Consider the following 25118-nt stretch of genomic DNA (forward strand, 5'->3'; position numbering starts at 1 on the left):
GGGTACGGTCTGGATTGCCGTATCGAAAGGAGCGTTTGCAATCCTGCAACCGCACGTCCGATTGTCTGCGTAGTCCTTTGCGATTATGCAGACTTGCAAGCCAAAGCGTGATGATCGTCTCCGCGCTTTCCAAAAGGCAAACCGAACATGGACTGGAATGACTTCCGGCTGATCCTCGCGATCGGCCGAAGCGGATCGTTGAAAGGCGCCGCGCACACGCTGGGCAATGACCATTCGACCATCTTTCGCTGGCTGAATGCGCTCGAAGCGCGCGCCCAGGTCCAGCTCTTCGAGCGGGCCGGCGGCGCCTATACCGCAACGGATGCCGGCGATCGCATGCTGCTCGCCGCCGAGCGCATGGAGCAGGAAGTTCTCGCGCTTGACCGGGAGATCACCGGCCGCGACGCGCGCCTCTCGGGCAACCTGCGCATCACTTGCTCGGAATCGCTCGCCTATCGGATCCTCAACGATCTCCTGTCCGAGTTCCGCGCTCGCCACGAGGGCATCACGCTCGAACTGCTGGTCGACAACCGCCAGCTCGACCTGCTGCGCCGCGAAGCCGATATCGCGATCCGCGCCACCCGCCCCGTCGAGGGCGACCTGTTCGGCCGCCAGATCGCAGAGACCGCTTGGGCGCTCTATGCCAGTCCCACCTATCTGGCCGCCAACGCCCCCGTTACCGGAGCACCCTTCGAAGGTCACCGCTTCATCGGCTGGGACAGCATGGCGGTCGCGGCGGCCGCGAAATGGCTGACCGACACGGTCTCCTCCGACCAGATCGTCTATCGATCGAGCAGCCTCATCAACCAGATGATGGCGGTAAAAGCCGGGATCGGGATGGCGCTCTTGCCCTGCTATCTCGGCGACCAGGAGGGCGATCTCACGAGCGTATCGCTCCCGGAGGCGACGTTGACCCGCGAACTCTGGCTCATCACCCACCGTGACCTTCGCAACACGGCCCGCGTCCGCGCCTTCTTCGACGTGATCGGCCAAGGGCTGACGGCGCGCCGAGCGCTCCTTGAAGGGCAAAGCCTCAACCCGGATATCACACGCTGATCGTTCCTGCCGCTCGATAGCCTGGATGCGCGAAGGGATGCGCGTCGGCGAAGGCTGGCAATTCGAAACAGCGTTTCGCCAGCGCGGCGACATGCGGATAGTCCGCGAGCTCCATATGATAGACGTCGGCCAGCGCGACTTGGCCCGCAATGCCGATATCGGCGATGGAGAGTGTCTCCCCCAGCGCATAGGGTGCGGGCGCCTGCCGGGCCAGCAACCGCTCGTAGGTTGCGAGGCCATCCCCAGTCCAGTGCCGGCACCAGGCCTCGATCGACGCCGCATCAGCCTGGAAGGCATGGCCGAGATACTTCCGGACGCGCGGCACGGTGAGCGGATGCGCGTCCGCCGTCAGGACCATCGCCAACGCACGGGCATAGGCGCGCGCCGTCGGATCGGCCGGCAGCAGCGGTGGCTCCGGGGCGATCTCGTCGAGATATTCGATGATCGCCAGCGACTGGAAAATCCGGCGACCGTCATGGACCAGGGTCGGAACGACGTGTTCGGCATTGACCTCGGCGTAGGCCGGGTCGAATTGATCGCCCGCGAGGATGTCGACGTCGATTTCCTCATAGACGAGCGCCTTCAGCGCAAGCGCGACCCGGACGCGAAATGCGGCGTTCGAACGCCAGAAGCCATAAAGCTGGATGGACATTGGTCTCTCGCCCTTATCCGTGCCGTTCCAGCGCTGCGGCGACCTTCGGCCGCGCCCGCACACGGTCCAGATAGGCGGACAGGAACGGCCATTCCGCAAGATCGATGCCTTTGCCAGGCGCCCAGCGCGCGATGGCGAAGCAATAGGCATCCGCCACGCCGAAATGATCGCCCAGGAGATAGTCTGTCGATTGAAGATGCTGATCGAGATAGCTGAACCGGTCCGCGATCCGCGCCCGGGCAACGGCGGCGGCCTGTTCTCCATATTCCGGGTGGAACAGCCACGGGCTGAAGCTCTTGTGGAGTTCTGTCGCGATGAAGGTCAGCCATTCGAGCTGGCGATAATGGTCGAACATCGTCCGCTCGCTCCATTCGTCACCGATATATTGAAGGATGGCGACGCCCTCGGTCAGCAGGTCGCCATCTTCCAGTTCGAGCATGGGCACATAGCCCTTGGCGTTGATGGTGTGGAAGTCGGTGCCATCGGCCAGTCGATGCGGATTGGCTCGAATATCCACGCGCTCGAGTTCAAATCGCAATCCCGCTTCTTCAGCTGCGATCAATGCCGCCAAAGAACAGGCGCCAGGTGCGTAGTAGAGTTTCATCGGGCATCCCCTCCTCGGAAAGGCGCTCAGCCTAACTGCTCCGCAAAAATCCGGTATTTGTCTTGTCGCAAGCGGCGGTTGCTGGCGCGCAAGGGACGAAGGCGCCCCGCCGCGCTATGGTCCTCTCCGCGACCCGGCCGGATGAAGAACAAGGTGCTACCGATAATGACAAACGCTGAGCCGGAAGGGTCGTTCGAGGACTATAATCTGCTGCGCCCCTTGTCGTCGGTCGAGATGGCCTTGGTGACGCAGGGATGGGAGAAGGAACCGCATGCCCATGGCCGCGCGCAGCTGATGCTGTCGCTGCGCGGCCTGATCAGCTGCGAGGTGGCGAGCGGCCTTTGGCTCGTCCCCTCGCAGCATGCCCTCTGGATACCGCCGGGCATCCTGCACAGCGTGCGGTGCGTCGGTGAAGTCGAGCTGACCTGCTTGTTCATCGATGAGGCGCTGATCGAGGGACTTCCGGACCAATGCCGCACGATCTCGATCGCGCCGCTGCTGCGCGAGCTCATCCTCGCCGTGTCGCGTCTGCCGCCGCTCTATGACGAGGCTGGCACGCCGGCACCCCTCATCCAGACGATGCTCAATGAACTGCGCAGCGCACCGATCGAGCAGCGCCACATGCCGCTCCCCGCAGACCGCCGCCTGCGCAAAATTGCCGACGCCTGGGCGGCGGACCCCGCAGACCGCGCCACCACAGGAATCTGGGCAAGCCGTATCGGCATGAGCGAGCGCACCCTGTCCCGGCTCGTCCTGCACGAGACCGGCATGCCCTTCGGCCAATGGCGCCAACAGTTCCAGATCATGCTCGCGCTCGAGCGACTGACCCGAGGGCTCGCCGTGCAGGTGGTGGCGACCGACCTCGGCTATGAAAGCCCGAGCGCCTTCATCGCGATGTTCCGCAAGGCCTTGGGCGAGTCGCCCAGCCGTTACCTCGCGCGGCACGGCCCGAAAGCCTCGCGATAGCGGCACGCTCCCCAATTTTGGCGAGATCGCGCGATAGAATGTCTGACTGTCGCGATCCCGCCGTTCTCCAACGCGCTACATGCGAACGCATCGCAAAACGGCGGATCGATCCATGCTCATAGAAGACGATGATTTTCCGATGGTGCGGCTGCACTATAACCGCTCTGGTCCTGGCGGTCTGGACGAGGGCTTCACGGCGTTCGAGGCGCAGCTCAATCGTGCTCGTCCCTTCGTGTTGATCGGGCACGGCGCGGGGGCACAGGCCCAGGACCATGAAGAGCGCAAACGGGTCGCGCTCTGGATGAAGCGTCACCGCGAACCTTTGCGTCAGTTCGTGCTGGCGCTGGTCTATGTCGAGCCGCAGGCAGCCAACCGCTTCGTCGCGCGATCGGGCGCGGAAACCTACGCGAAATTCTGGGGCTACCCGATGCTGGTGACGGCCTCCGACGAGGATGCGCGCGCGGTCGCAGCGCGGCTGCTCGCAGGCGAGCCGGCGGCAACGATCGACGTCCCCGAGCCGCATGACCCGGGGGGAGATTGAGCATGCGCCATACCCGGATCCTGATCCCCGGCCTGATGTTGACGGCAAGCGGTTGCACGGTCGGCCCGAATTTCTCGCCGCCGGTGGCCATGGCGCCGGCTGCGGCGACCGCCGCCGCCGCGCAGACCATGCTGTCGGACAAAGGCGAGAGCAGCGCTTCCTGGTGGCACAGCTTCGGCGACCCGGTGCTCGACGAGTTGGAGCAGCGCGCGCTGGCCGGCAATCTCAACCTTGCCGAAGCCACCGCCCGCATCGGCCGCGCCCGTGCGGAGGTCCGCATCGCAGGCGCGGCCGGACTGCCCCGCGCGGGAGCCGCCGCTTCCTATCAGCGCGAGCGTGCGAGCCCGGAGGGCATCCTGTCGCTGACGGGCGAAGGTCCGCCGTCGCCCAGCGCCGCCGGCGGCGCCGACCCGTTCGGCACCGCGAGCGTGCCGCCCTCCTCGAAGTCGGACGACTATGACCTGTTTCAGGCCGGATTCGATGCGAGCTGGGAACTAGACCTCTGGGGCAAGGCACGCCGCCTGCGCGAGGCCGCCCACGCCGACGCGCAAGGCGCGGTGCTCGATCGTGACGCGGCACGCATCTCGCTCAGCGCCGAGGTCGCGCGTACCTATATGCGGTTGCGCGGCGCGGAGGCGCGGCTCGCCGTCCTCGGCGACAATCGCAAGGCGGTCGCGGCTGGACAGCATATCGCCGAACGGCGGCTCAACAGTGGAGCTGCCACCCGCTATGACGCCGCGACCGCCGGCACCCAGCTTGCCGCGATCGATGCCCAGCTGCCGCTCGCCGAGCGCGAGGCTGCGGAGGCGCGCAACGCGCTGGCGTTCCTCACCGGCGCGGAGCCGCATGCGCTGGACGCCCTGCTGGCCGGCGGCTCCGTTCCGATGGAAATATCAGCCTCGACTGTGCCTGCCGCTTTACCGTCCGATCTTGCGCGCCAACGACCGGACATCCAGGCCGCCGAGGCCGCGCTGCATGCCGCGACGGCCCGGATCGGCGTGGCGCGCGCGGACTTCTATCCCTCCATCTCGCTCAGCGGCAGCCTTGGCCTGCAATCGGTCTCGCTCGATAATTTCCCGCTGTGGAATGCGCGCCAGTTCGTGCTCGGCCCGATCCTATCGCTCCCGATCTTCCAGGGCGGCCGGCTGACCGGACGGCTGGAGCTCGCCAAGGCGGACCAGCAAGTCGCGGCATTGCGCTATCGTGCGACCGTGCTGAAGGCCTGGCACGAGATCGACGACGCATTGGAGGCGCTCCGCACCGCGGACGCGCGCCTCGCCGCCACCCGCGCCGGCGTCGACCAGAGCCGCATCGCCGCACATGTGTCGGAGCGTCGCTATGGCGCAGGCGCAACCGGCTATATCGATGTGCTCGTCGCCGAGCGCGCCCGCCTCGACCGGGAAGGCGAATGGATCGACGCGCGGACCGAGCGCGCAGTGGCGGTGACCGCGCTCTACAAGGCGTTGGGCGGCGGCTGGACGCCATCGGCCGCATGACCGCCGTGACCGCCCCCGCCGCCCCGCCACAGGCCCAGGCGCCCGCGCCCGCGCCCGCCGCCCATCATGCCTGGAACCTGCGGGTCGCGACCGGACTTGCCGGCATCCTCATCGCCGCGATGATGTCCGGGCTCAACGACCGGGTCACCGCGTTGACGCTCACCGACATCTCCGGCGCGCGCGGGCTGGCCGGCGACGACGCCCATCTGCTCGGCACCGTCTATGCCGCGACCCAGCTCGCCGCGATGCCGGTCGCCTCCTGGTTCGCCGCGACCTTCTCGCTTCGGCATTTCCACCTCGCGATCACCGTCGTCTTCATGGTCTGCGCGCTGCTGCTGCCGTGGGCGCCGAACTTCGAGTGGCTGGTCGCGCTCCGGGCCATCCAGGGCCTCGCCGGCGGCGCGATGATCCCGCTGCTGATGGGCGCTGCGCTGCGCTTTCTGCCACCGGCGATCAAGCTCCAGGGGCTCGGCTTCTACTCGCTTACCGCGACCTTCGCGCCCAACCTCGCTTTGTGGTTCGCGGCCACCTGGATGGACGGATGGAATGACTGGCGCCTCACATATTGGCAGGTGATCCCGATCGGCTTCGTCGTGCTTGCGATGGTCGGCTGGGGTGTGCCGCAGGACCCGGTTCGCTCCGAACGCCTGCGCGAGATCGATGGCGTGGGCCTCGCCACCGGCCCGCTCGGCCTCGGCCTTCTCGCCTATGTCGCGGAGGAAGGCGAGCGGCTCGACTGGTTCAACTCCCCGCACATCACCGGCATCGCCGTCGCCGCCGTCGCGCTGATCGCGGCCTTCCTGCTCAGCGAATGGCATCACCCGCAGCCCTTCGTGAAGCTCCAGATGCTCTCGCGGCGCAACTTCGCGCTCGGCCTGCCGCTGTTCTGCGGCATATTGATCGTGGTCGTCTCCAGCGCACTACTGCCCGCCGCGCAACTGGCCGAGGTGCAGCGCTTCCGCCCCCTCCAGATCGCGCCGATCGGCCTCATCATCAGCGTGCCGCAGATCCTGCTGGCGCCCGCCGTCTCGGCTCTACTCTATCGGCACTGGGTCGATGCGCGCCATGTCGTCGCCCTCGGTCTTGCGCTGATCGCGACCTCCTGCTGGCTCGGCTCGCAGGTGACGGATGGCTGGATGGTGCGCGAGTTCTGGCTGGCACAGGCATGCCAGATGATCGGCCAGCCGCTCGCCGTGGTGCCGTTCCTCTATCTCTCGGTCAGCACGCTCATATCGCCCGCCGAAGGCGCGCTCTACGCGGGGCTCATCAACACGCTGAAGACGCTGGCGAGCATCGCCGGTGCCGCCATCGTCGAGCGGCTGCTGGTGGTGGGCAGCGCCGCGCATCTCACCGTCCTCGCCGATCGCGCGGGGCGAACAGGCCTGTCGCCGTCCAACCTGTTCGAGCCGCAGGCGCTCACCTTCGCAGTAGCGGACGTCTACCGGCTCGCCGCCCTGCTCGCCGCGCTGCTGATCCTGCCGACCCTGTTCCTCACCCATGTCCCGCCGCCCGCTCCGGCGAAGAAAGCCTAGGAAGACGCCCCATGCCGATGCCGCTCGCCACCAAGATCGCCCTCGGAGGACTCGCCGCCATCGCCCTCATGGGCACGACCTGGTCCGTGACACATGATGAAGGCGCTGCCTCCGCCCAGACCACTGACGATGCCTATGTGCTTGCAGATTCCAGCACGGTCGCGCCGCGCATCGCCGGACAGCTGATGCAGGTGCTGGTCACGGACAACGAGCGCGTCCGCCGCGGTCAGTTGCTCGCCACGATCGACGACCGCGATTATCGGGTGGCGCTCGCCTCGGCCGAAGCCGACCAGCATGCCGCCGAGGCCAATGCGGAGGGCCTGCGCCGGCAGATCGCCCGGCAGGACAGCGTGATCGCACAGGCCCAGGCGGCGACGGAGGCGGACGCCGCCGCGGTCATGCTGTCGCGCGCCAATTCCGGACGCTACCGCGACCTCGCCGGCGACGGCTCCGCGAGCCGACAGGAGCAGCAGGAAGCCGACTCCCGGCTCGCGTCCGATCAGGCGGCCAGCCGGCGCGACATGGCGGGCCATGTCGCGGCCCGCGAGCAACTGCCGATCCTCCGCGCCCAACTCGGGGAAGCGGAGGCGGCGATTTCACGCGCTAAGGCGGCGGTCGATGCGGCGCGGCTGAACCTGTCCTACACTCAGATCCGCGCACCCGTGGATGGCGTGGTCGGCGAGCGGACGCTTCGGGTCGGCAACTATGTCCAGGCCGGCACACCGCTCCTCGCTGTCGTTCCGGTCAGGCTCGCTTATGTCGAGGCGCGCTATCGTGAGACCCAGCTTGCCCGGATCCGGCCCGGGCAGCCGGCGACCTTCGCGCTCGATGCCGCGCCGGGCGTGACGTTCAAGGGGCATGTCGAGAGCATCGCGCCGGCATCGGGCGCTTCATTCGCCGCGATCGCCCCTGAGAATGCCACCGGCAACTTCACCAAGATCACGCAGCGGCTGGCGGTGCGCATCGCCATCGATCCGAACCAGCCGGAGCTTGATCGCCTGCGCGTCGGGATGTCGGTCGTCCCGACCGTGCAGACAGGGGGTTGAGCAGGACCAGCGCGGCTAACGGTCGCTTCACGTCCCATCGATCACGGAGAGATTTGGATGCCACACGCGAAACGATCGATCATGCGCCGCTGGTCTTCGCGCATCCGGACGGAAAACCGCGAGGCCTATGTCGCCTATATCGCGGGCACGGGCATTCCGGACTATGCGGCCACGCCAGGCAATCTCGGCTGCGAGATGCTGGCCCGCGACCTCGGCGATGGCACCACCGAGGTGACCACGCTGAGCTGGTGGCCGTCGATGGACACGATTCGAGCTTTCGCTGGCGAGGACGCCGACCGGGCGCGCTATTATCCGGAGGATGATCGCTTCCTGCTCGCAAAGCCGCCGGGCGTCGAGCATCACGACGTGGTCGCGGTGGGCGCGCGCGGCATCGCCTTCGAGAAGATGCACGCGAACGGCGACGATTTCGCACTGATTGACCTGCGCGGTGACGAGCGGACGATCGCTCCCGCGCTCGTCCGCCGTCTCGCCGACCGCGAACGCGGTATCGGCTTCCATCAACTGGCGGCGCTCTCTGATGGCGACGACAGCATCCCACGCCTCTCCTTCTGGAATCCCGACGGATCGGTCCTGGATGCCTGCGGCAGCGCCACGCGCGGCGCGGCGCTCAAGCTGATGGAGGAAAAGGCGGCAACCAAGGTCATGGTTCGAACGGCGCGCGGACTTCTCGCCTGTTCGCGGCCGTCCGATGGCCACATCTCGGTCGATATGGGCGCGCCGCTGCTCTCATGGTCGGACATCCCGCTCGCCGAAGCGATGGACACGCTGACCTTGCCCCTGTTCGGCGCGCCGGCTGCGTGCAGCATGGGCAATCCGCACTGCACCTATTTCGTCGAGGATGCCGAAGCTATCGCGATCGAGGAACTCGGACCCGCGATCGAACGCAACCCGCTTTTCCCTCAAGGCGCGAACGTCCACTTCGTCGAGATCATCGACCCGGCCCGCATCCGGCTGAGAATCTGGGAGCGTGGTGGCGGGGTTTCGCCGGGCTCGGGCTCCTGCGCCTGCGCGGCCGTGGTCAACGGCATTCGCCGCGGCCTGCTGGATCGCTCTGTCGAGGTGCAGTGCGATGGCGGAATCCTTCACGTCGCCTGGGATGGCGCGGGCGTGACGCTGACCGGCCCGGTGGAGCGCAGCTTCAGCGGCATCTGGGCCGGCACTCCTGTCGAAGAAGGCTGAGCGAACAATGGCGACCGCGTTTCTGGGCCTCGGCCATATGGGCGAACCGATGGCATCCAACCTCCTGACGTCGGTGCCCGATCTGATCGTCTGGAACCGCTCGCAGCCCGCGCTCGACCGTCTGGCGGCACGCGGCGCGACCGTCGCGCCGTCAGCGCGGGACGCCTTGCGGTCCTCGGCGGTCGCCCTGCTCATGCTGGCGAACGAAGCCGTGATCGACCAAGTACTGGAGCGCTCGTTGGACATGTTCGCGGACAATGTCTGCGGGCGGCTCATCGTCCATATGGGAACGACATCACCCGCTTATTCACGCGATCTGGGCACGGCGATCCTTGGCGCCGGCGGGCGCTACGTCGAGGCGCCGGTTTCGGGATCGCGCATCCCCGCCGAGAAGGGCGCGCTGGTCGGCATGGTGGCCGGCGACGGACCTGACGTGGCGATGGTCCGCGCGCTGGTGCGGCCGATCTGCGGCACGACCTTCGCCTGCGGGACAGTGCCGGGCGCCTTGACCATGAAGCTCGCGGTCAACCTCTTCCTCATCACCATGGTGACAGGGTTGATGGAAGCGGCTCATTTCGCGTCCCGCTCGGGGCTCGACCTCGACCTGTTCCGAGCCGTGATCGACGCCGGTCCTATGGCGAGCGATGTGTCCCGCGTGAAGATCGACAAGCTCGTGCGCGACGATTTCACGGCCCAGGCCAGTCTGGGCGACGTGCTGATGAACAGCCAGCTCGTCGCTGCCGCGGCTCGCAGCGCCGGGATAGCGACACCGCTACTTGACCGCGCGGACGGGCTCTACGCCATGGCGAATGCAATGGGTTTCGGGACGCTAGATATGATCGGCGTGATCCGGGCGCTCGAGGCGGAGACAGGCGGGTCGAGCCCCTGTTACGACAAGCCGTGATCCCAGGGAGCGGTAGGCATGAACCGCCCGACGAGCGTATCGACCATGATGCGGACCTTGGGCGCGAGATCGCGGGAGCGTGGCCAGATCGCGGAGATCGGACCGTCCTCGGCAGGCGTCGCGATCGGCACGACCTCGAGGCGATGGCTCCGCAGATCGGCCTCGGCGAGCCAGGTCGAGAGATAGGCGAGGCCGAGCCCGGCAACGGTCGCGTCCCGCAACGCCTCCCCATGGCTGATGGTGTAGCTCGGCTTGATCAGGATTTCCTGCATGTCACGGTCGCTATCGCATATCCGCCAGGGAAGCGGACGCCCATCCTTGCCGAACGCCAGGCAGGCATGACCGGCGAGATCGAGAGCAGATTGAGGCCGCCCATGCTCGTCCAGATAGGCCGGCGACGCGCAGATGAGCGAACGCTGCGTACCGATCCGTCGCCCGATCACGCTCGCATGATGGCCGGGGTGGCCGAGGCGTATGGCGAGATCGACGCCCTCCTCGACAAGGTCCACCAGCCGGTCCGTGAAACTGACGTCCAGCTCCAGGTCGGGGTTCGCGGCTGCGACCTCCTGAAGAACGGGCATGATGCACAGCCGGCCGAAGGAGACGGGCAGGTTGACCCGCAGGAGGCCGGAAATCGATCGCTGTCGGGCGGCAAGCAAGGCCTCCGCGCCGTTCAGCTCGTCGAGCACCTTGAGGCAGCTTCGATAATAGGTCTCGCCTTCGGTCGTCAGGCTCAGCTGCCGCGTCGTTCGAGCGAGGAGCCGAACGCCGAGCCGGTCTTCGAGCCGAGCGACGCTTTTGGCCGTCGCCGACTTCGACACGCCCATGCGCGCGGCCGCGGCGGTGAAGCTGCCGCCTTCGACGCTGTGCACGAAGGCCGAGATCCCCTGGAGATGAGAGTGAACATGGAGCGCCATATTGACGACTATATGGCGGAAATTATCCGAAACCATAGCGCAACTTCAGCGCCTTGGTTGTCGATATGATCGACCCCTCAGTCTGCGAGGTGATCATGAGCGACAAGATGAAGCAGTGGCAATTGCCGTCCTTTGGGCGGCACAATCTCGAACTGGCCGAGGCGCCCGTTCCCGTACCCGGCGCGGAGGACCTGCTGATCCGGGTCGCAGCCGCCTCGCTCAACTACCGCGACAAGCTCGTCATCGAGGGAGAACTGCTCCCGGTCGCTCCCGCCATGCCGTTCGTTCCCGTCTCCGACATGGTCGGCGAGGTGGTCGCCGTCGGGAAGCGCGTCTCCCGCTTCCGCCCCGGCGAGCGTGTCCTCGGGAATTTCTGGACCCAATGGATCGACGGCGCGCCGCCGCCCGAGATGGCTGCGCATGGGCGGTCGCTGGGCGGACCGCTTCCCGGCATGCTCAGTAAATATATCGTGCTCCATGAGGACATGGCCGTCGCGGCACCCGTGTCGCTCACAGACGAAGAGGCCGCGACCCTGCCAATTGCGGCGCTGACCGCCTGGTTCGCGCTTGTCGAGACGGGCCCGATCAAGGCCGGGGACACGGTGCTGATCCAGGGCACCGGCGGGGTCGCGCTGTTCGCGCTTCAGTTCGCCAAGGCGCTTGGCGCACGCACGATCGTCACGACCAGACGCGCCGGGAAACTGGGTCGGCTGGAGGCGCTCGGGGCATCGGCGATGATCGACACGAGCGCGACGCCGGACTGGGCGAGCGCTACCCGCGCGATGACGGGCGGCAAGGGCATCGACCATGTGATGGAGATGATCGGCGGCGATAACCTCGTCCGCTCCACGGACGCGCTGGCGGCCGGCGGACGGATCGCGCTCATCGGTTTTCTCGGCGGGCAAAGCCTCCAGTTGCCCGCCGTGCCGATGATGCTGAAGCGATCGACGCTCCAGGGTATTTCGGTCGGCCACCGCCGTGCGTTCGAGAGCATGAACCGCGCGATCGACGAACATGGCATCAAGCCCGTCATCGATAGCGTCTATCCGTTCGAGGAGGCTCCGGAGGCCTTCGATCATCTGGAGCGCGGTCCGTTCGGCAAGGTAGTCATCCATGTCGCGCGAGCATAGCGGCGAGGAGGAAGCCTGATGTCCGTCGTCCTGCTGACGAACGTGAATGCCTACGCCGGCCCGGGCGCCCTCCAGGGCCTGCTTGCCGACGGCCGGCAGATCGCCTGCCACGACCTGGCATTCGACAACGAAGCCAAACGCACCGAATTTGATGCCAAGTTCTCGTCAGCGTTCGCGCTTGCCGGTCAGACCCCGGGGGACATCCATGCCGAAGTGATCGAGCGCTTCGATGTGCCGGCCGCTATCATCTCGAATGACGTTCATCCTAACCGACCGGCACCGATCGAGCAGGTCGCCGCCGACGAACTCCAGCAATCTTTCGAAGCCCTGGTGCTGGCGCCGATCCGCATCGTGCAATTGTTTCTCCCTCGGATGAAGGAGCGCGGCAGCGGCGTCTTCGTGTTCGTGACGTCGGCGCGGGAGGCGAGGCCGGAACCGGGCTTCGCCGTCGCCACGACGCTGCGCGCGGCGACCACGGCCTTTGCGAAAGCGCTGGCGGTCGAGGCAGCCCCTTTCGGGATCCAGAGTAACATCGTCGCGCCGAACTATCTCGCCAGCGAACTCTATTATCCGAGGTCACGCTTCGTCGACGATCCCATCGGCCGCGAGGAGATTGCGCGTATCGTGCCGGTCGGTCGGCTTGGCGCGCCCGAGGAAATAGGTGCGCTGATCGCCTTCCTCGCCTCCGGCCGATCGCCCTTCGTCACAGGCCAGACCGTCCATTTCTCTGGCGGATGGTCGTAGCCAAGCGGTTCCGGCGCGAGCATGCAGGTAGTCGGGTCGCCCGATCAGAGTGTGCCCTGTCGACGATCCTCGCTGAGCTTCAATATGGTGCGCTGGGGCAACGTGTCTGGCTGTATCCGCTCCCATAGTGTCTCGGTGCCGGCGTCTCTCGCGCGCTGCTCCTCCCGCCGGATCCACTGCTCGGCGCTCCTGATCCGGTTCGGGTGAATTTCGTCGAGCAGGGCATAGTCGCGGGCGATGATGTCGTGCTTCCACATGCTCCAGAAGCCGGTGAAATTGTCGCGGAAGTTCATGGTGCTCTTGTCGTTCGGGTCCGCGTTATAACCGGCGGGCGACGCCGCGATCGCCGGGATCGGCGCGAAATAGGCGTCGAGATCGGTGTCGATGTAGCGCGCCGGATGCCCGGTCACGCGCGTGAACGCGGCGGCGAGGTCGGCATAGCGGACGGGCTCGATCGCGACTTCGAGATCCATGCCATTCGCGCGATCGGGATGGTCGAACAGCCAGCGGACGTAATAGGCGCAGTCCTCGAGCGCGACATGGACCACGGCACCGTCGCCGAGCGGGACACGCCAGGTCAGCACGCCCTCCTCGATCCGCGGGGTCATCGGAGTCTGGGCGGAAAACGCCATCTCCATATAGGGTCCGGTCGTAAACAAGGCGGCGCACATGCGGTGCCCGTTGGCCTGATTCTGGCTGAGGATCCATTCGCCGATCCGGCCCTTGCCGTCATAGTGACCGGTCCGGAACATCGAGCGATAGCCCGCCTTCTTCAGCGTGTAATCGAGATTGCCGTAGACGAAGAATTCGACGCCCTCCTCGATCGCGATCTCGTAGGCGCGGATCGCCCAATAGGTCTCGGTCTTCTCGCCGGCGTTAAAGCCGTCGATGTTGAGGAAGACGCCATCGCAGGCACGCATACCCTCGCGCAGGATCGCCTCGTCGGCGAAACTGCCTGCCAGGAACTCGACATTGCCCATGTCCGCCAGCGCCCGGGCGCGCGGCGAGTTGGCGTCGCGTGTCAGCGCAAGCACCGCGTAACGGCGATCCTCGACCAAGCCCCGCACGACGGGGAGGCCCTGGGCGCCGGTCGCGCCCACCACGAAGATCCGAGAGACGTTCGACATAAGGCGACTCCAGGCGATTGATCCTCACCTTCATAACTCTTATGATGAGAGTATATCAACTCTTATTATGAGAGTTACTTGATAAGAGGGAGCGACGAGCGATGCGATCCAAGGGGTTTGAGGGCATGGCCTGCTCGATCGCGAAGGTGATGGCGGCGCTCGGCGACCGCTGGGGCATCCTCGTCATGCGCGATCTGCTGCTCGGACTGACTCGCTACGATGATCTGCGGCGCTCGACCGGCGTTACCAATGCGACCTTATCGGACCGCCTGAAAAGTCTCGAGCAGGCGGGGCTGATTGAGCGGCGCCGGTATCAGGAGCGTCCGGAGCGCTACGAATATCTCCCGACCGGGCGAGGCAGAGACCTGGCGCTGCTCATGCAGGCAATGGTCCAGATCGGCGACAAGTGGCGGCGCGAGGAGGAACTGGAACCGCCCTTGCGCTTCGTTGGCGCAGGGTCTGGCAACGGGTTGAAGCTCGCTCTGGTCGACGAAGACCAGGAGGGATTGGCCGCAGAGCCTGAAATACGGATCGTCGCCGGTCCTGGCGCCGACGAGCTCATGCGCTGGCGAGTGGAACTGGGAAGAGATGAACGCGGCGCGCGACGCGCGGCGACGGCGGACTGACGGGCCTGCGCGATCTCAGACGAGGCGGTCGACCACTTGCCCCTTCGTTGCAGCCGACCAATCCGACGATCCCGGCGAGGGCACTAATGCCGAGGCGAGGCCGGTTGCAGCGGTGGGGCCCGCCGACAGAAAAGCGCCCGGATTGGTCACGCCGTAGGACGTCTCGCCATTGCCGAGATGGGTGACGATGGTGCCGTTGACGAGCGCGTCGAGCTGCCGGCCAGTGTCGATCATGCCGGCGAGCGATGTTGTCCGCGCCTTGGCCAGATCGATCGCGCCGCCTTGCGCATCGGTATAGGTCGCATCGTTGAACCAGCCGGTCTCCCCGGCCTTGTTCGCAACCTGCTGGATCATGCTGAGGAATTTGACCGATCCGTCGATCGCGCCGGCGACATTCTGATATTGCTGGCCGGTCTCGCGAAGCGACGTGCCGTTGGCGACGACCTGCTGCGTGCCGTCATAGGCGGACACCATGTCGGTATTGAATTGCTGGACCTGGTTGACCAGCGTCGTGTTGGCGTTGAGCTGGCCCTCCAGCCACTTGCGGTCGCTGTCGCTGAGGTCGTTCGAGACGACCTTCAGCTTGCCCCCGTCCGAGACGAAATCGAACTGTGCGTCGGCGAGGTCCGGGCGCTGGGCGAGGATCGATTTGAAGGCGGCCGTAACCGTCCCGGTCAACGCCTGCGTATCCTGGCCGACCTGCGCGATCGCGCGGAACTGCTTCATCGGCTGGGCATCGGAAATGTCGGGCGGGGTCGTCGAGACTTGCTGGACGCTGGTCACGGACGTCTGATCGGCAGCCGTCGCGCCGGCGGTGCCACTCGTGAGCACAGCGCTGGCCAGTGGGTCATGAACGCCTACACCATCGCCTGCACGAGCATTCTGATGGTGGCCGGCACGCTTGCCGACCGGCTCGGGCGGCGACGAGTGTTCACCGCCTCGATGATCCTCTTCGGTGCGGCTTCCCTGGGGTGCGGGATGGCGCAGACGATAGCCATGCTCATAGCCTGCCGCGTCGTGCAGGGGGCTGGCGGCGGGGCGATGTTGATCTGCCTCATCGCCATTCTCTCCAACGCCTATCGCGACGGGGCCGAGCGGGGCCGAGCCTTCGCCATCTGGGGTATCGTGTTCGGGACCGGGCTGGGCATCGGCCCGCTGTTCGGTGGCCTGATCGCCTCGCTCGTCGGCTGGCGCTGGGTGTTTCTCATCCACGGCCCCCTGACGGTCCTGACGCTGGTGCTGGTGTTCGCGACGATCCGGGAGTCCCGCGCCGCCAGCACCCACAAGATGGATCTCGCCGGAATGGTCACCTTGTCGCTCAGCGTGCTGGGCCTGACCTCCTTCATCATCGAAGGACCGAAATACGGGTTCGACAGTCCGGTGATGATCGCGATCGCCGTCGCGGCTCTGGTCAGCGCCGCGATCTTCGTGGCCGCGGAACGGCTCAGTTCTCACCCGATGGTCGACTTCTCTGTGTTTCGCATCCCGCATTTCACCGGCGCGATCATGGGCTCGGCCGGGGTGAATTTCAGCTTCTGGCCGCTGCTGATCTACCTGCCGCTCTATTTCGAGAACGGCATCGGCTATGACCGGACGACGACCGGTTTCATCCTGCTGGCCTACACGCTGCCGGCGCTGCTCCTCCCGCCGCTAGGAGAGCAGCTTGCGCTCCGCTATTCTCCGCGGAACGTGATACCCGGCGGCCTCTTGCTGATCGGCTTGGGATGCTGGGCGATCACGCTCGGACTGGCCTGGGCGCCGCCCGGTTGGCTGGCCCTGCTGCCGGGCTGCATCCTGACCGGGGTGGGGTTGGGTCTCGCCAACACGCCTTCCTCCAATGCGGCGACCGGCGCGGTCGATGCCGATCGCGCCGGCATGGCCTCCGGGATCGAGACGACGGTCAGATATATTGCGCTGTCAGCCAACATCGCCTTGATGGGGCTCGTCCTGCTGATCGGCGTTCGGTCGTTCCTTCTGCACTCTGCTGGTGGGCTGGATGGCGCCCATGCTAGCGAGATGGCGGAGCGTCTTCTCACCGACGGCATCGGTTTCGACACGATCCTGTCGCCGCAGCAGAAGCTCGATCGCTTCCTCGCTCTGCGCCAAGGCTTCGAGACGCTGACGCTCTATGCGGGGCTGGCCGCCGCGTTTTTCGCAGCGTCGAGCTTCATAGCGTTCCGCCGGGACACAAGGCGGGCTGTCGGTTTGGCACAGTGAAGCCTGAACGCCGGCGCCATCATGTCACCGTCTTTCCTGCCCCCGATGCCAGCTGAACAACCCGTGACCCTCAGCGTCTTTCTGATCATCCTTATGGCCGCAGCCCTTCACGCGGCATGGAACGCGATCGTGAAGGGCGGTGAGGACAGCTCCCTGACGACGGTCACCGTCACAGGTGCGGCAGCCCTTATCGCCGCGGTGACGCTCCCGTTTCTGCCTGCACCGCATCGGCAGAGCTGGCCGCTGATCGCGGCCTCGGCGCTCCTGTCGATCGGCTACTATGTCCTCGTCGGACGGACCTACAAGATCGCCGACATGAGCCGGACCTATCCGCTCATGCGCGGCACGGCCCCGCTCATCGTCGCTCTCGCAAGTACGGTGATCCTCGGCGATCGACTTGGCGCGAGGGCATGGTGCGGGGTGGTCGTGATCTGCGCGGGAGTCCTCGCCATGACCGGCGATCGAAAGCCGGGCCAATCTGCCGGAACGCGGCTCGCGCTCCTGAATGCCTGTATCATCGCCAGTTACACGCTGGTCGATGGCGTCGGTGTTCGCCGCTCGGGCAGCGCGGCCAGCTACACGCTTTGGATCTTCCTTCTGACCGGGGCGCCCCTCGTGGCATGGACCTTCGTGCGCCGTGGCGTGCAGTTTCGGTCCTATGTGCGCCGGAACTGGCGCCTCGCCGCCGTCGGCGGAGCGGGCACGATCGCCTCTTACGGCCTCGCGCTGTGGGCGATGACGGAAACATCGGTCGCCGTGGTCGCCGCCCTGCGAGAAACCGCGATCATCTTCGGAACGCTGATCGCGGCCCTCCTCCTGAAGGAGCGCATCGACCGCAGCAGGATGATCGCGGCGCTCACTATCGCAGTTGGAGCAGTGGTCCTGCGCGCATCGTGAGACGAGGACTTGCGGTAACGCAAACTTGGCTTTCGAAAGACCAATGCCGCTTTCGGAGCCGCCGGTCCTATTCTGTCGCGCATGGATAAGACGGCAGAAACACTGGTGCCAAGAGTAGGCAGGAATGCTGCCTCAAAGAGCGCGTGAGCAGCGCCGCCGCCTGGACCCTGCTGCTGCTGTCCGGGCTCGCGGACGTTGCCTGGGCGACGAGCGTGAAGATGTCGGCCGGATATAGCCGGCTTGGCTGGGCCGCCACTTCCTTCGTTCTGCTCCTCCTTTTCATCGCGATGCTCGGTCGCGCGCTCGAGGTCCTGCCGATGGGCACAGCCTACGCCGTCTGGACTGGAGTGGGCGCGGTGGGATCGGTGGCCATCGGCATCGCCCTGTTCGGTGAGCCGGTCTCTCTCCCTCGGATGCTGTGGATTGCGGTCACTCTGGCCGGAATTGTCGGCCTCAAGATGACAAGCCAATAGCAGGAGATCGTGATGGAAACGGGAAAGAGCCCCCCGGCCGCTGTGTCGGAATGCGCAACGAACATCTCCTTTCGGAAAGAGGATGATCTTCACGCCTACGAGCAGATGGTGCTGATCCGCCGTTTCGAGGAGCGGGCCGGCCAAATGTATGGCGAGGGCCTGATTGCGGGCTTCTGTCACCTCTACATCGGTCAGGAGGCAGTCGTCGTTGGGATGCAGATGGCCATCGAAAAGGGCGATCAGGTCATCACCGCCTATCGCGACCACGGGCACATGCTCGCGCTCGGCGTCGACCCCAACATTGTGATGGGCGAGCTGACAGGCCGCGAGGCCGGCATCTCGCACGGCAAAGGAGGATCGATGCACATGTTCGCACCGGAGCTCGGCTTCTACGGCGGCCACGGCATCGTCGGCGCCCAGGTCTCGATCGGCACCGGGCTGGCTTTCGCGAACCGCTACCGGGGCAACGACCGGGTCTGCCTCACCTATTTCGGGGACGGCGCGGCCAACCAGGGCCAGGTCTACGAGAGCTTCAACATGGCGAAGATCTGGGACCTGCCGGTCGTCTACGTGATCGAGAACAACCGATACGGCATGGGCACCAGCATCGAACGGGCATCTGCCACGACCGATCTTTCTCAGCGCGGGGCCTCGTTCAACATTCCGGGAGAACAGGTCGACGCGATGGACGTCCGCGCCGTCTACGAAGCGGGCAAGCGGGCGGTCGAGCGCGCGCGGGATGGCGGTGGCCCTTACATCCTCGAGATGCTCACCTACCGTTATCGCGGCCACTCGATGTCCGATCCGGCCAAATACCGATCGAGGGACGAGGTCCAGAAGATGAAAACCGAGAATGATCCGATCGACCGGGTGATGGCACGTCTGCTGAACGACTGGCGCGTCGGGCAGGAGGAGTTGAAGGCGATCGACAAGCGCATCAAGGCCACGGTCTTGAGTGCAGTCGATTTTGCGGTATCCAGCCCAGAGCCTGATCCGGCCGAACTCTACACGCATGTCTATGCGTAACATCCCGTTGGATACGGGCGACGCTCAAGGATTGGCGTCGTCCGGCACTTTCTCGATGACGGTGTCGCTTGAACCGACCAGTTTTCCATCCTCCGTCTTGACCTCGAGGATAATCCGGCGGCCGCTATCGCGTGCGAGGAGGCGGGAACGCTTCTCGTCAGGCTCGAACAGATAGCGCTCTCCCCATTGGCGGAGCGCCACCATGACCGGGAACAGATCCCGGCCCATCTCTGTCAGGAGATATTCCTCTCGCGAGGGCGTTCCCTCGGTTGGCCGCGTTTCCAATATCCCGCGGTCGACCAGCGTGCGCAGCCGGAGCGCCAGGATGTTTTTGGCGATGCCGAGGCTCTTCTGAAACTCCCCGAAGCGCGTCAGCCCATCGAAGGCATCGCGCACGATGAGCAGCGACCACCAATCGCCGATCACGTCCAGCGACCGCGCGCTCGGGCAGGTGTCGGCTATCAGGCTCTTGCGCTTCACCATGGGCCTTACGTTCTGCATCTCCTGATTGATGGTTGCATTATAAAACCTTCCCGATAGGCTGCAATTCGGTTTCATCATTAAACCGAGTCGGGGATTCTCCATGCCTGCCAGCGAGGCCTGCGCACCCTTCGAACACCCTCGTCCTGGGATATCGAAGCTCTCTCCAGCCCTGATCTTTCTCTTTGCCCTCGCGAGCGGGCTGGCGGTCGCGAACGCCTATTTCGCGCACCCGATGCTCGACGTGATGGCGGATGCTGTGGGCCTTCCCCGCGCGCAATCCGGACTGATCGTCGGCATGACCCAATTGGGTTACGGCCTGGGGTTGATCTTCCTCGTACCGCTCGGCGACCTCTTTGACCGGCGCCGCCTGGTGATCTTCCAATCCTCGCTCTCGGTCGCGGCACTGCTGGCGATCGGCCTCTCGCCGACCGCCGCGACGCTGCTAACTGCAATGGCGTTCATGGGGTTTCTCGCGGTCACCACCCAGAGCTTCGTTGCTTATGCCGCCAGCCTGGCCGAGGATGCGGAGCGCGGGCATGTCGTCGGGCTGGTTACGGGCGGGATCGTCATTGGCCTACTGGGCGCACGCACACTGTCCGGCGTCGTGACCGATCTTGCCGGCTGGCGCGTAGTCTACCTGACGTCCGCCGTCCTGACCTCGGGGCTGGTCATGCTGTTGGCTTTCGCGCTGCCGGCGCAACCGAAGACGGAACCGGGGTCGTCCTACCGTGCGCTCATCGCATCGCTTTTCACCCTCTTCAGGGCCGAGCCTGTGCTGCGCGTCCGTAGCTTGCTCGCCATGCTCATCTTCGCCAATATCACGACCTTGCTGACGCCGCTGGTGCTGCCGCTGAGCGCGCCGCCTTTTTCCCTCTCGCATACTGGCGTCGACCTGTTCGGGCTCGCGGGGATTGCGGGCGCGCTCGGCGCGACGCGGGCGGGACGATGGACCGATCGCGGCCTGGGTCAGCGGGTGACGGGCATTGCACTGACAATGATGCTGACGGCATGGACCTTCATCGCGATGCTACCCCATGGCCTTGGCTGGCTCGTGATCGGCGTCGTCATGATCGATTTCGGACTGCAGGCGGTCCACGTCACCAACCAGGCGATGATCTACCGCGTTCGCCCGGAAGCGCAGAGCCGCCTGACGGCCGCCTACATGGTGTTCTATTCGATCGGCAGCGCGCTTGGCTCCTCGGCCTCGACCTTGCTCTACACGCACGCCGGCTGGAGCGGCGTTTGCGCGCTCGGCGCTGCCATCTCGGTCCTGTCGCTGATCCCTTGGATGAGCACGCGCGATCGGTAGGGTCGATAGGATCAAGTGGCCGCATGCAGCATGGCAATACCGACGAGCACGGCAATTACGCCGACTGACTGCAAAACGGACAGCCGCTCACCACGCAAGGTCAGGCCAAGCCAGGCCGTTACGGCGGCCGCCAGGGTGCTCAAGCAGTTGGTCGCCGACCTCAGCCTCGACAAGCATATCCTGCAGGATGTCCTGTCCAAAAAGCTCTGACGCCTGGGCGGCGGCGCGAGATTGTCGCGCACGTCCGGGCGTCCCTCCGATTAGCGGTGTTGTGACCGCTTTCGGCAAAGGCCGCCGTTAAGGCCGGCCGAACACAATGACGGCTTCGTCCCAATTACGGTCTTTGAGCATGCCGCACTGAACGCGTGTCAGCTGGACCGCCGTGAGAAATTGATCGCTTGGCGCACGGCTAGGCCCTGACAGGTCCGGCCTGATCTCGCGCCGGACCGCGGCCGAGATTCGCGATGCGGTGAGAATATAGTCGAGTGCCAGCTCGAACCCGATTTTCCGGCACAGCGTGCGGGCGCCTCGCGCTGGCGCGCGACCGCGCTCTACGGCGCCAGCATATAGTGCTAGCGCCGACGAGCCCATGGGTCTCGTCCTTCGGTGACGATCGCATGGCGCGTGGCCGGACCCTGACGGCTCCGGCCTGGTCCGCGGTCGCCGCGCTCGCGCGCGGCGGCGTCGTTTGTGGCCTCTCCCGGTGACGCGGGTGCGGACGGCGCTTCCTGCTAGGCCCGCCGCGGCCGGCGGCAAGCCTGGCGTTCCGCTCGGCTGCTCCATTGCATTGCGCCCTTGCGGTGCCGCCGCCCGCTCAAGCGGTCCTCTTCGGTGCGCTCTTGCCGCCCACCCCCCGCGTCCGGGGGAGGCCCCGTGGTTTTTGGGGGCGGTGCAGGAGGATATCATGCGCCAGAAGAGCAACCGTCGCGCGCGCGGCAAGCCCCGGACGGACCGGACCAGCGCCAGCGAACCGCGCGCCAGCCTCTATGATGAGGTCACCCACCGCATCGTCGCCGAACTGGAAGCGGGCCGGTTTCCATGGGTCCAGCCATGGGCAAGGAGCGGCGGCACCGGACCCTGCCTGCCGCGCAACGCGCTCACCGCCCGCTCCTATTCCGGGGTGAACGTCCTGATCCTGTGGGGGGCGGTGATCGAGCATGGGTGGCCGTCGCAAAGCTGGCTGACCTTCAAACAGGCGCTGGAGGCCGGGGGCTGCGTCCGCAAGGGCGAGCAGGGCACCACTGTGGTCTATGCCGATCGGTTCGTCCCCAAGGAGGTGGACAAGGTGGGGCTCCGGGGGAGCGCCGCTCCGGCGAACGAGGGCGAACCACCCGAGGCGAAGTCCATTCCCTTTCTCAAGCGCTTCACCGTGTTCAATGTAGCGCAGTGCGAGGGGTTGCGCGAAGGCCTCGGCGCCGATCCCGCGCCGCTCCCTGAACGGGAGATCGTGCCCGTTGCGGAAAACGTGATCGCCGCGAGCGGGGTGGATTTCCGCATTGGCGGTGACAAGGCTTTCTATGTGCCGAGCCTCGATTTCGTGCAGGTCCCGCCGCAGCCCGCCTTTTTCGACCAGATCAACTATTACCGCACCGCGCTGCACGAACTGTGTCACGCCACCGGCCATGGTTCGCGGCTCGACCGCAAGCTGACCACCGGTTTCGGCACGAGGGATTATGCCCGGGAGGAATTGTGCGCGGAAATGGGATCGGCCTTTCTCTGCGCCGCGCTCGGTATCGTGCCGACCGTCCGCCACGCCGATTATCTCGCCGTATGGCTGGAGGTGCTGCGCGAGGATAGCCGGGCGATCTTCCGCGCCGCCAGCGCGGCCTCCAAGGCCGCCGACTGGCTGCTGACCCGCCACGCGGCGGCGCAGGGCGAGGCGATCCAAGCGGCCTCAGGCGAATGGAGGACGGCGGCATGATCCTGCTCACCCCCGAGCTTCGCGCCGCGCTGCGCGCGAACGCGGATCGTTCCGCCTCCGGCGATCATGATCCCTGCCCCGTTCTCAAGCTGTTCAACCCGCTTGGCGCGGGGACATGGCTCGCGACCGAGCTTTACGACGATGACGACACCTTGTTCGGCCTTGCCGACCTTGGGTTCGGCTGCCCCGAACTTGGCTGTTTCAGCCTGTCGGAGATCGCCGCCGTCCGGTTGCCGTTCGGCATGGCGATCGAACGCGACCTCCTTTTCTCGACCAGCCACCGGCTGTCGACATGGACCGAGGCGGCGCGGCGTGCCGGGTCGATCCTCTGGGCCGAAACCCTGTTGCGCCGGGCCGCCCGGCGCACCGGCGACGAGCTTCCATCGCAGGATGGATGACGCGGGCGGCGCGTTTCGCCGCCATCACACGCCGGTCCGCCATCCCGGAAAAGAGCGACGGACCGGCACTCACAAGGAGTGATGACATGAAACTCGACTTCATCGATCTTGGCAAGCTGTCGGTATCGCCCGCCAATATGCGGCACGGCCGCAAGGCGCCCGACATCGGCGATATCCTGCCCTCCGTCCGCGCGCGCGGCGTGCTGGTGCCGGTGCTGGTCCGTCCCAATAGCGGCACCGCCAGTTTCGAGATCGTCGCGGGGCGGCGGCGCTTCCACGCCGCGCAGGCGATCGCCGCCGAAACCGGTACCGCCGATCCGCTCCCGTGCGCGATCCTTACCGATAGCGACGATGCCGCCGCCATCGAGGCGTCGCTGATCGAGAATCTCGCCCGGCTCGACCCCGACGAGGTGACCCAATGGGAGACTTTCACCCGGCTGGTGCGGGGAGGGCGCGGCGCCGACGACATCGCCGCCATCTTCGGCCTGCCCGACCTCACCGTGCGCCGTATCCTCGCGCTCGGCAATCTCCTGCCCCGCATTCGCGCGCTCTATGGGTCGGAGAAGATCGACCGCATCACCGTCCGCCACCTCACTTTGGCGAGCAAGAGCCAGCAAAAAGCGTGGCTGGCGCTGCACGACGACCCCGACAGCTATGTGCCGACCGGTCATCAGGTGAAGGCATGGCTGTTCGGCGGGCAGTCGATCCCGGCCCGGTTCGCGCTATTCGACCTCGATGGCTTCAAGGGCGCGACCGTCGCCGACCTGTTCGGCGATGATCTTTATTTCACCGATACCGACGCCTTTTGGGATGCGCAGAACGCCGCCATCGCGGCGCGCAAGACTGGCTATCTCGACGCCGGATGGAGCGATGTCATCATCGTACCGCCGTCCGAGCATTTCCATGCGTGGGAATATGAGAAGGCGGGCAAGCGCAAGGCCGGGCGCGTCTATATCGATGTCCGTTCGAACGGCGAGGTCACCTTCCACGAAGGCTATCTCTCCGCCAAGGAAGCGCGCCGCGCCGCCAGCGGCGGCACCGCCGAGCCGACGAAAGTCGCGCGGCCGGAGGTCACATCGACGATGCAGACCTATCTCGACCTGCACCGTCACGCCGCCGTCCGCGCCGCCCTGCTCGGCCATCCCGGCGTCGCGCTGCGCCTGATGGTCGCCCATGCCATCGGCGGGTCTTATCTGTGGCGGGTGTCGCCCGAACCGCAGACGACCCGCAACGACGCGGTACGCGAGAGTATCGAAACCTGTCGCGGCGAGACGGTGTTCGACGAGCGCCGCCGCGCCGTGCTGGCCGTGCTCGACTTCTCGGCGGAAGAACCGACCGTGAGCGGCGGCAATGGCGACGATTACGGCGTGGTGGGCATCTTCCTGCGGCTGATCGACCTGCCCGACCCGGTGATCATGGAGATCATCACGGTCATCATGGGTGAGACGCTGGCCAGCGGCAGCGCTGCCGTCGCGGCGGTGGGCGTGCAGATCGATATAGACATGGCCGACTGGTGGCAGGCCGATGCGGCGTTCTTCGAGCTGATCCGCGACAAGGAAGTTCTGGGCCGACTCGTCGCCGAGGTGGCGGGCGAGACGGTCGCCACCGCCAATACGGGCGAGAAGACCAAGACCTTGAAAGCAATCGTGCGCGCGCATCTGGACGGCGCGGACGGACGAACCAAGGTCGAGCGCTGGGTGCCGAAATGGCTGGCCTTCCCGGCATCCGCCTACACAGCGCGCGGCGGAGTCGGCACCGTCGCCGCCCATGCGACCGTCGAGGCGGCACGGACCCCCGAGCCGGACCCCGATGCCGGGCAGGAGCCGTTCGCAGAGGCGGCGTGACGGTCGGCG

The 25118-nt window shown here is 66.1% G+C and carries 25 protein-coding genes and 1 pseudogene; 20 read left to right on the forward strand and 6 right to left on the reverse strand.

From position 1 onward, the window contains the following. The first annotated feature begins 147 nt into the window (after positions 1-147). Entirely contained in the window at positions 148-1056 is a 909-nt protein-coding gene (locus tag NDN01_RS18445; RefSeq protein WP_272623194.1) for a LysR family transcriptional regulator, read from the forward strand. Here the strand turns inward: NDN01_RS18445 and maiA are convergent. Together maiA and gstA are read right to left on the reverse strand one after the other, a co-directional pair. Continuing rightward, positions 1046-1708, reverse strand: a complete 663-nt coding sequence (gene maiA / locus NDN01_RS18450; RefSeq protein WP_272623195.1) for a maleylacetoacetate isomerase — start codon at positions 1706-1708, stop codon at positions 1046-1048. The two genes, NDN01_RS18445 and maiA, sit on opposite strands and share 11 nt — an antisense overlap. Positions 1709-1721: 13 nt before the next feature. After that, complete coding sequence (gene gstA, locus NDN01_RS18455) at positions 1722-2312, reverse strand: glutathione transferase GstA (RefSeq protein WP_272623196.1); 591 nt, start codon at positions 2310-2312, stop codon at positions 1722-1724. Positions 2313-2477: 165 nt separating this feature from the next. Here gstA and NDN01_RS18460 point away from each other — a divergent pair, with 165 nt between their 5' ends. The 7 genes from NDN01_RS18460 to NDN01_RS18490 all read left to right on the forward strand — a co-directional run bounded on the left by NDN01_RS18460 (position 2478) and on the right by NDN01_RS18490 (position 9997). Then, positions 2478-3278 (forward strand): AraC family transcriptional regulator, encoded by an 801-nt coding sequence (locus tag NDN01_RS18460; RefSeq protein WP_272623197.1) that lies wholly within the window; start codon positions 2478-2480, stop codon positions 3276-3278. Positions 3279-3390: 112 nt separating this feature from the next. Continuing rightward, entirely contained in the window at positions 3391-3819 is a 429-nt protein-coding gene (locus NDN01_RS18465) for a hypothetical protein (RefSeq protein ID WP_272623198.1), read from the forward strand. Positions 3820-3821: 2 nt separating this feature from the next. Then, the gene (locus tag NDN01_RS18470; protein WP_272623199.1) at positions 3822-5315 is read left to right on the forward strand and encodes an efflux transporter outer membrane subunit; all 1494 of its coding nucleotides are present in this window, start codon (positions 3822-3824) and stop codon (positions 5313-5315) included. Further along, positions 5312-6847, forward strand: a complete 1536-nt coding sequence (locus tag NDN01_RS18475) for an MFS transporter (RefSeq protein WP_272623200.1) — start codon at positions 5312-5314, stop codon at positions 6845-6847. The genes NDN01_RS18470 and NDN01_RS18475 overlap by 4 nt, the downstream gene beginning before the upstream one ends. Positions 6848-6858: 11 nt before the next feature. Beyond that, on the forward strand, positions 6859-7893 hold the full coding sequence (locus NDN01_RS18480; protein ID WP_272623201.1) for an HlyD family secretion protein: 1035 nt from the start codon (positions 6859-6861) through the stop codon (positions 7891-7893). 57 nt (positions 7894-7950) lie between these two features. Further along, positions 7951-9093, forward strand: a complete 1143-nt coding sequence (gene dapF, locus NDN01_RS18485; RefSeq protein WP_272623202.1) for a diaminopimelate epimerase — start codon at positions 7951-7953, stop codon at positions 9091-9093. Positions 9094-9142: 49 nt separating this feature from the next. Next, positions 9143-9997 carry an NAD(P)-dependent oxidoreductase gene (locus NDN01_RS18490; RefSeq protein WP_443025142.1) on the forward strand — a complete coding sequence of 285 codons (855 nt, stop codon included), beginning with the start codon at positions 9143-9145 and terminating at the stop codon, positions 9995-9997. Here the strand turns inward: NDN01_RS18490 and NDN01_RS18495 are convergent. Then, positions 9982-10914: a LysR family transcriptional regulator gene (locus tag NDN01_RS18495; protein WP_272623204.1), complete on the reverse strand. Its 933-nt coding sequence runs from the start codon at positions 10912-10914 to the stop codon at positions 9982-9984. The two genes, NDN01_RS18490 and NDN01_RS18495, sit on opposite strands and share 16 nt — an antisense overlap. 65 nt (positions 10915-10979) lie before the next feature. Here NDN01_RS18495 and NDN01_RS18500 point away from each other — a divergent pair, with 65 nt between their 5' ends. Both NDN01_RS18500 and NDN01_RS18505 read left to right on the forward strand, forming a co-directional pair. Next, positions 10980-12044, forward strand: coding sequence for a zinc-dependent alcohol dehydrogenase family protein (locus tag NDN01_RS18500; protein WP_272623205.1), 1065 nt, complete (start codon positions 10980-10982; stop codon positions 12042-12044). Between the two features lie 18 nt (positions 12045-12062). Beyond that, the gene (locus NDN01_RS18505) at positions 12063-12788 is read left to right on the forward strand and encodes an SDR family oxidoreductase (RefSeq protein ID WP_272623206.1); all 726 of its coding nucleotides are present in this window, start codon (positions 12063-12065) and stop codon (positions 12786-12788) included. A gap of 44 nt (positions 12789-12832) precedes the next feature. On the opposite strand, the gene NDN01_RS18510 is transcribed toward NDN01_RS18505, so the two are convergent. Next, the gene (locus tag NDN01_RS18510; protein WP_272623207.1) at positions 12833-13915 is read right to left on the reverse strand and encodes an NmrA family NAD(P)-binding protein; all 1083 of its coding nucleotides are present in this window, start codon (positions 13913-13915) and stop codon (positions 12833-12835) included. A 125-nt stretch (positions 13916-14040) separates the two neighbouring features. Between NDN01_RS18510 and NDN01_RS18515 the strand changes: the two genes are divergently transcribed. Then, complete coding sequence (locus tag NDN01_RS18515; protein WP_272623208.1) at positions 14041-14541, forward strand: winged helix-turn-helix transcriptional regulator; 501 nt, start codon at positions 14041-14043, stop codon at positions 14539-14541. Between the two features lie 15 nt (positions 14542-14556). On the opposite strand, the gene NDN01_RS18520 is transcribed toward NDN01_RS18515, so the two are convergent. Beyond that, positions 14557-15324 (reverse strand): hypothetical protein, encoded by a 768-nt coding sequence (locus tag NDN01_RS18520; protein WP_272623209.1) that lies wholly within the window; start codon positions 15322-15324, stop codon positions 14557-14559. Positions 15325-15390: 66 nt separating this feature from the next. Between NDN01_RS18520 and NDN01_RS18525 the strand changes: the two genes are divergently transcribed. The 4 genes from NDN01_RS18525 (at position 15391) to pdhA (ending at position 19154) form a co-directional block, all read left to right on the forward strand. Continuing rightward, positions 15391-16758, forward strand: a complete 1368-nt coding sequence (locus tag NDN01_RS18525) for an MFS transporter (protein WP_443025143.1) — start codon at positions 15391-15393, stop codon at positions 16756-16758. 45 nt (positions 16759-16803) lie between these two features. Further along, on the forward strand, positions 16804-17655 hold the full coding sequence (locus tag NDN01_RS18530) for an EamA family transporter (RefSeq protein WP_272623211.1): 852 nt from the start codon (positions 16804-16806) through the stop codon (positions 17653-17655). A 143-nt stretch (positions 17656-17798) separates the two neighbouring features. After that, positions 17799-18128, forward strand: coding sequence for a DMT family transporter (locus tag NDN01_RS18535; RefSeq protein ID WP_272623212.1), 330 nt, complete (start codon positions 17799-17801; stop codon positions 18126-18128). Positions 18129-18140: 12 nt separating this feature from the next. Further along, positions 18141-19154, forward strand: coding sequence for a pyruvate dehydrogenase (acetyl-transferring) E1 component subunit alpha (gene pdhA, locus NDN01_RS18540; RefSeq protein WP_272623213.1), 1014 nt, complete (start codon positions 18141-18143; stop codon positions 19152-19154). 24 nt (positions 19155-19178) lie between these two features. Here the strand turns inward: pdhA and NDN01_RS18545 are convergent, their stop codons facing one another. Further along, positions 19179-19637: a winged helix-turn-helix transcriptional regulator gene (locus tag NDN01_RS18545; RefSeq protein WP_272623214.1), complete on the reverse strand. Its 459-nt coding sequence runs from the start codon at positions 19635-19637 to the stop codon at positions 19179-19181. Positions 19638-19737: 100 nt separating this feature from the next. On the opposite strand from NDN01_RS18545, the gene NDN01_RS18550 reads away from it, so the two are divergent. From NDN01_RS18550 to NDN01_RS18570, 5 genes and pseudogenes are all read left to right on the forward strand, one after another. Then, on the forward strand, positions 19738-20946 hold the full coding sequence (locus NDN01_RS18550) for an MFS transporter (protein ID WP_272623215.1): 1209 nt from the start codon (positions 19738-19740) through the stop codon (positions 20944-20946). A 132-nt stretch (positions 20947-21078) separates the two neighbouring features. Next, positions 21079-21194 (forward strand): annotated as a pseudogene (locus NDN01_RS26015) (IS3 family transposase); the annotation flags it as partial. Positions 21195-21850: 656 nt separating this feature from the next. Beyond that, positions 21851-22867 (forward strand): ArdC family protein, encoded by a 1017-nt coding sequence (locus tag NDN01_RS18560; protein WP_272623216.1) that lies wholly within the window; start codon positions 21851-21853, stop codon positions 22865-22867. Then, positions 22864-23265: a DUF2958 domain-containing protein gene (locus NDN01_RS18565; protein ID WP_272623217.1), complete on the forward strand. Its 402-nt coding sequence runs from the start codon at positions 22864-22866 to the stop codon at positions 23263-23265. The genes NDN01_RS18560 and NDN01_RS18565 overlap by 4 nt, the downstream gene beginning before the upstream one ends. Positions 23266-23351: 86 nt before the next feature. Then, positions 23352-25109 (forward strand): ParB/RepB/Spo0J family partition protein, encoded by a 1758-nt coding sequence (locus NDN01_RS18570; protein ID WP_272623218.1) that lies wholly within the window; start codon positions 23352-23354, stop codon positions 25107-25109. The last annotated feature ends 9 nt before the right edge of the window (positions 25110-25118 follow it).

The organism is Sphingomonas sp. QA11 (genome assembly GCF_028473665.1).
Lineage (GTDB): Bacteria > Pseudomonadota > Alphaproteobacteria > Sphingomonadales > Sphingomonadaceae > Sphingomonas > Sphingomonas phytovorans.

What these genes read in the sequence shown, in the direction of transcription:
- NDN01_RS18445 (WP_272623194.1), top strand. Translation starts at nt 148, where the DNA reads ATGGACTGGAATGACTTCCGGCTGATCCTCGCGATCGGCCGAAGCGGA.
- maiA (WP_272623195.1), bottom strand. Translation starts at nt 1,708, where the DNA reads ATGTCCATCCAGCTTTATGGCTTCTGGCGTTCGAACGCCGCATTTCGC.
- gstA (WP_272623196.1), bottom strand. Translation starts at nt 2,312, where the DNA reads ATGAAACTCTACTACGCACCTGGCGCCTGTTCTTTGGCGGCATTGATC.
- NDN01_RS18460 (WP_272623197.1), top strand. Translation starts at nt 2,478, where the DNA reads ATGACAAACGCTGAGCCGGAAGGGTCGTTCGAGGACTATAATCTGCTG.
- NDN01_RS18465 (WP_272623198.1), top strand. Translation starts at nt 3,391, where the DNA reads ATGCTCATAGAAGACGATGATTTTCCGATGGTGCGGCTGCACTATAAC.
- NDN01_RS18470 (WP_272623199.1), top strand. Translation starts at nt 3,822, where the DNA reads ATGCGCCATACCCGGATCCTGATCCCCGGCCTGATGTTGACGGCAAGC.
- NDN01_RS18475 (WP_272623200.1), top strand. Translation starts at nt 5,312, where the DNA reads ATGACCGCCGTGACCGCCCCCGCCGCCCCGCCACAGGCCCAGGCGCCC.
- NDN01_RS18480 (WP_272623201.1), top strand. Translation starts at nt 6,859, where the DNA reads ATGCCGATGCCGCTCGCCACCAAGATCGCCCTCGGAGGACTCGCCGCC.
- dapF (WP_272623202.1), top strand. Translation starts at nt 7,951, where the DNA reads ATGCCACACGCGAAACGATCGATCATGCGCCGCTGGTCTTCGCGCATC.
- NDN01_RS18490 (WP_443025142.1), top strand. Translation starts at nt 9,143, where the DNA reads ATGGCATCCAACCTCCTGACGTCGGTGCCCGATCTGATCGTCTGGAAC.
- NDN01_RS18495 (WP_272623204.1), bottom strand. Translation starts at nt 10,914, where the DNA reads ATGGCGCTCCATGTTCACTCTCATCTCCAGGGGATCTCGGCCTTCGTG.
- NDN01_RS18500 (WP_272623205.1), top strand. Translation starts at nt 10,980, where the DNA reads ATGATCGACCCCTCAGTCTGCGAGGTGATCATGAGCGACAAGATGAAG.
- NDN01_RS18505 (WP_272623206.1), top strand. Translation starts at nt 12,063, where the DNA reads ATGTCCGTCGTCCTGCTGACGAACGTGAATGCCTACGCCGGCCCGGGC.
- NDN01_RS18510 (WP_272623207.1), bottom strand. Translation starts at nt 13,915, where the DNA reads ATGTCGAACGTCTCTCGGATCTTCGTGGTGGGCGCGACCGGCGCCCAG.
- NDN01_RS18515 (WP_272623208.1), top strand. Translation starts at nt 14,041, where the DNA reads ATGGCCTGCTCGATCGCGAAGGTGATGGCGGCGCTCGGCGACCGCTGG.
- NDN01_RS18525 (WP_443025143.1), top strand. Translation starts at nt 15,391, where the DNA reads ATGAACGCCTACACCATCGCCTGCACGAGCATTCTGATGGTGGCCGGC.
- NDN01_RS18530 (WP_272623211.1), top strand. Translation starts at nt 16,804, where the DNA reads ATGCCAGCTGAACAACCCGTGACCCTCAGCGTCTTTCTGATCATCCTT.
- pdhA (WP_272623213.1), top strand. Translation starts at nt 18,141, where the DNA reads ATGGAAACGGGAAAGAGCCCCCCGGCCGCTGTGTCGGAATGCGCAACG.
- NDN01_RS18545 (WP_272623214.1), bottom strand. Translation starts at nt 19,637, where the DNA reads ATGGTGAAGCGCAAGAGCCTGATAGCCGACACCTGCCCGAGCGCGCGG.
- NDN01_RS18550 (WP_272623215.1), top strand. Translation starts at nt 19,738, where the DNA reads ATGCCTGCCAGCGAGGCCTGCGCACCCTTCGAACACCCTCGTCCTGGG.
- NDN01_RS18560 (WP_272623216.1), top strand. Translation starts at nt 21,851, where the DNA reads ATGCGCCAGAAGAGCAACCGTCGCGCGCGCGGCAAGCCCCGGACGGAC.
- NDN01_RS18565 (WP_272623217.1), top strand. Translation starts at nt 22,864, where the DNA reads ATGATCCTGCTCACCCCCGAGCTTCGCGCCGCGCTGCGCGCGAACGCG.
- NDN01_RS18570 (WP_272623218.1), top strand. Translation starts at nt 23,352, where the DNA reads ATGAAACTCGACTTCATCGATCTTGGCAAGCTGTCGGTATCGCCCGCC.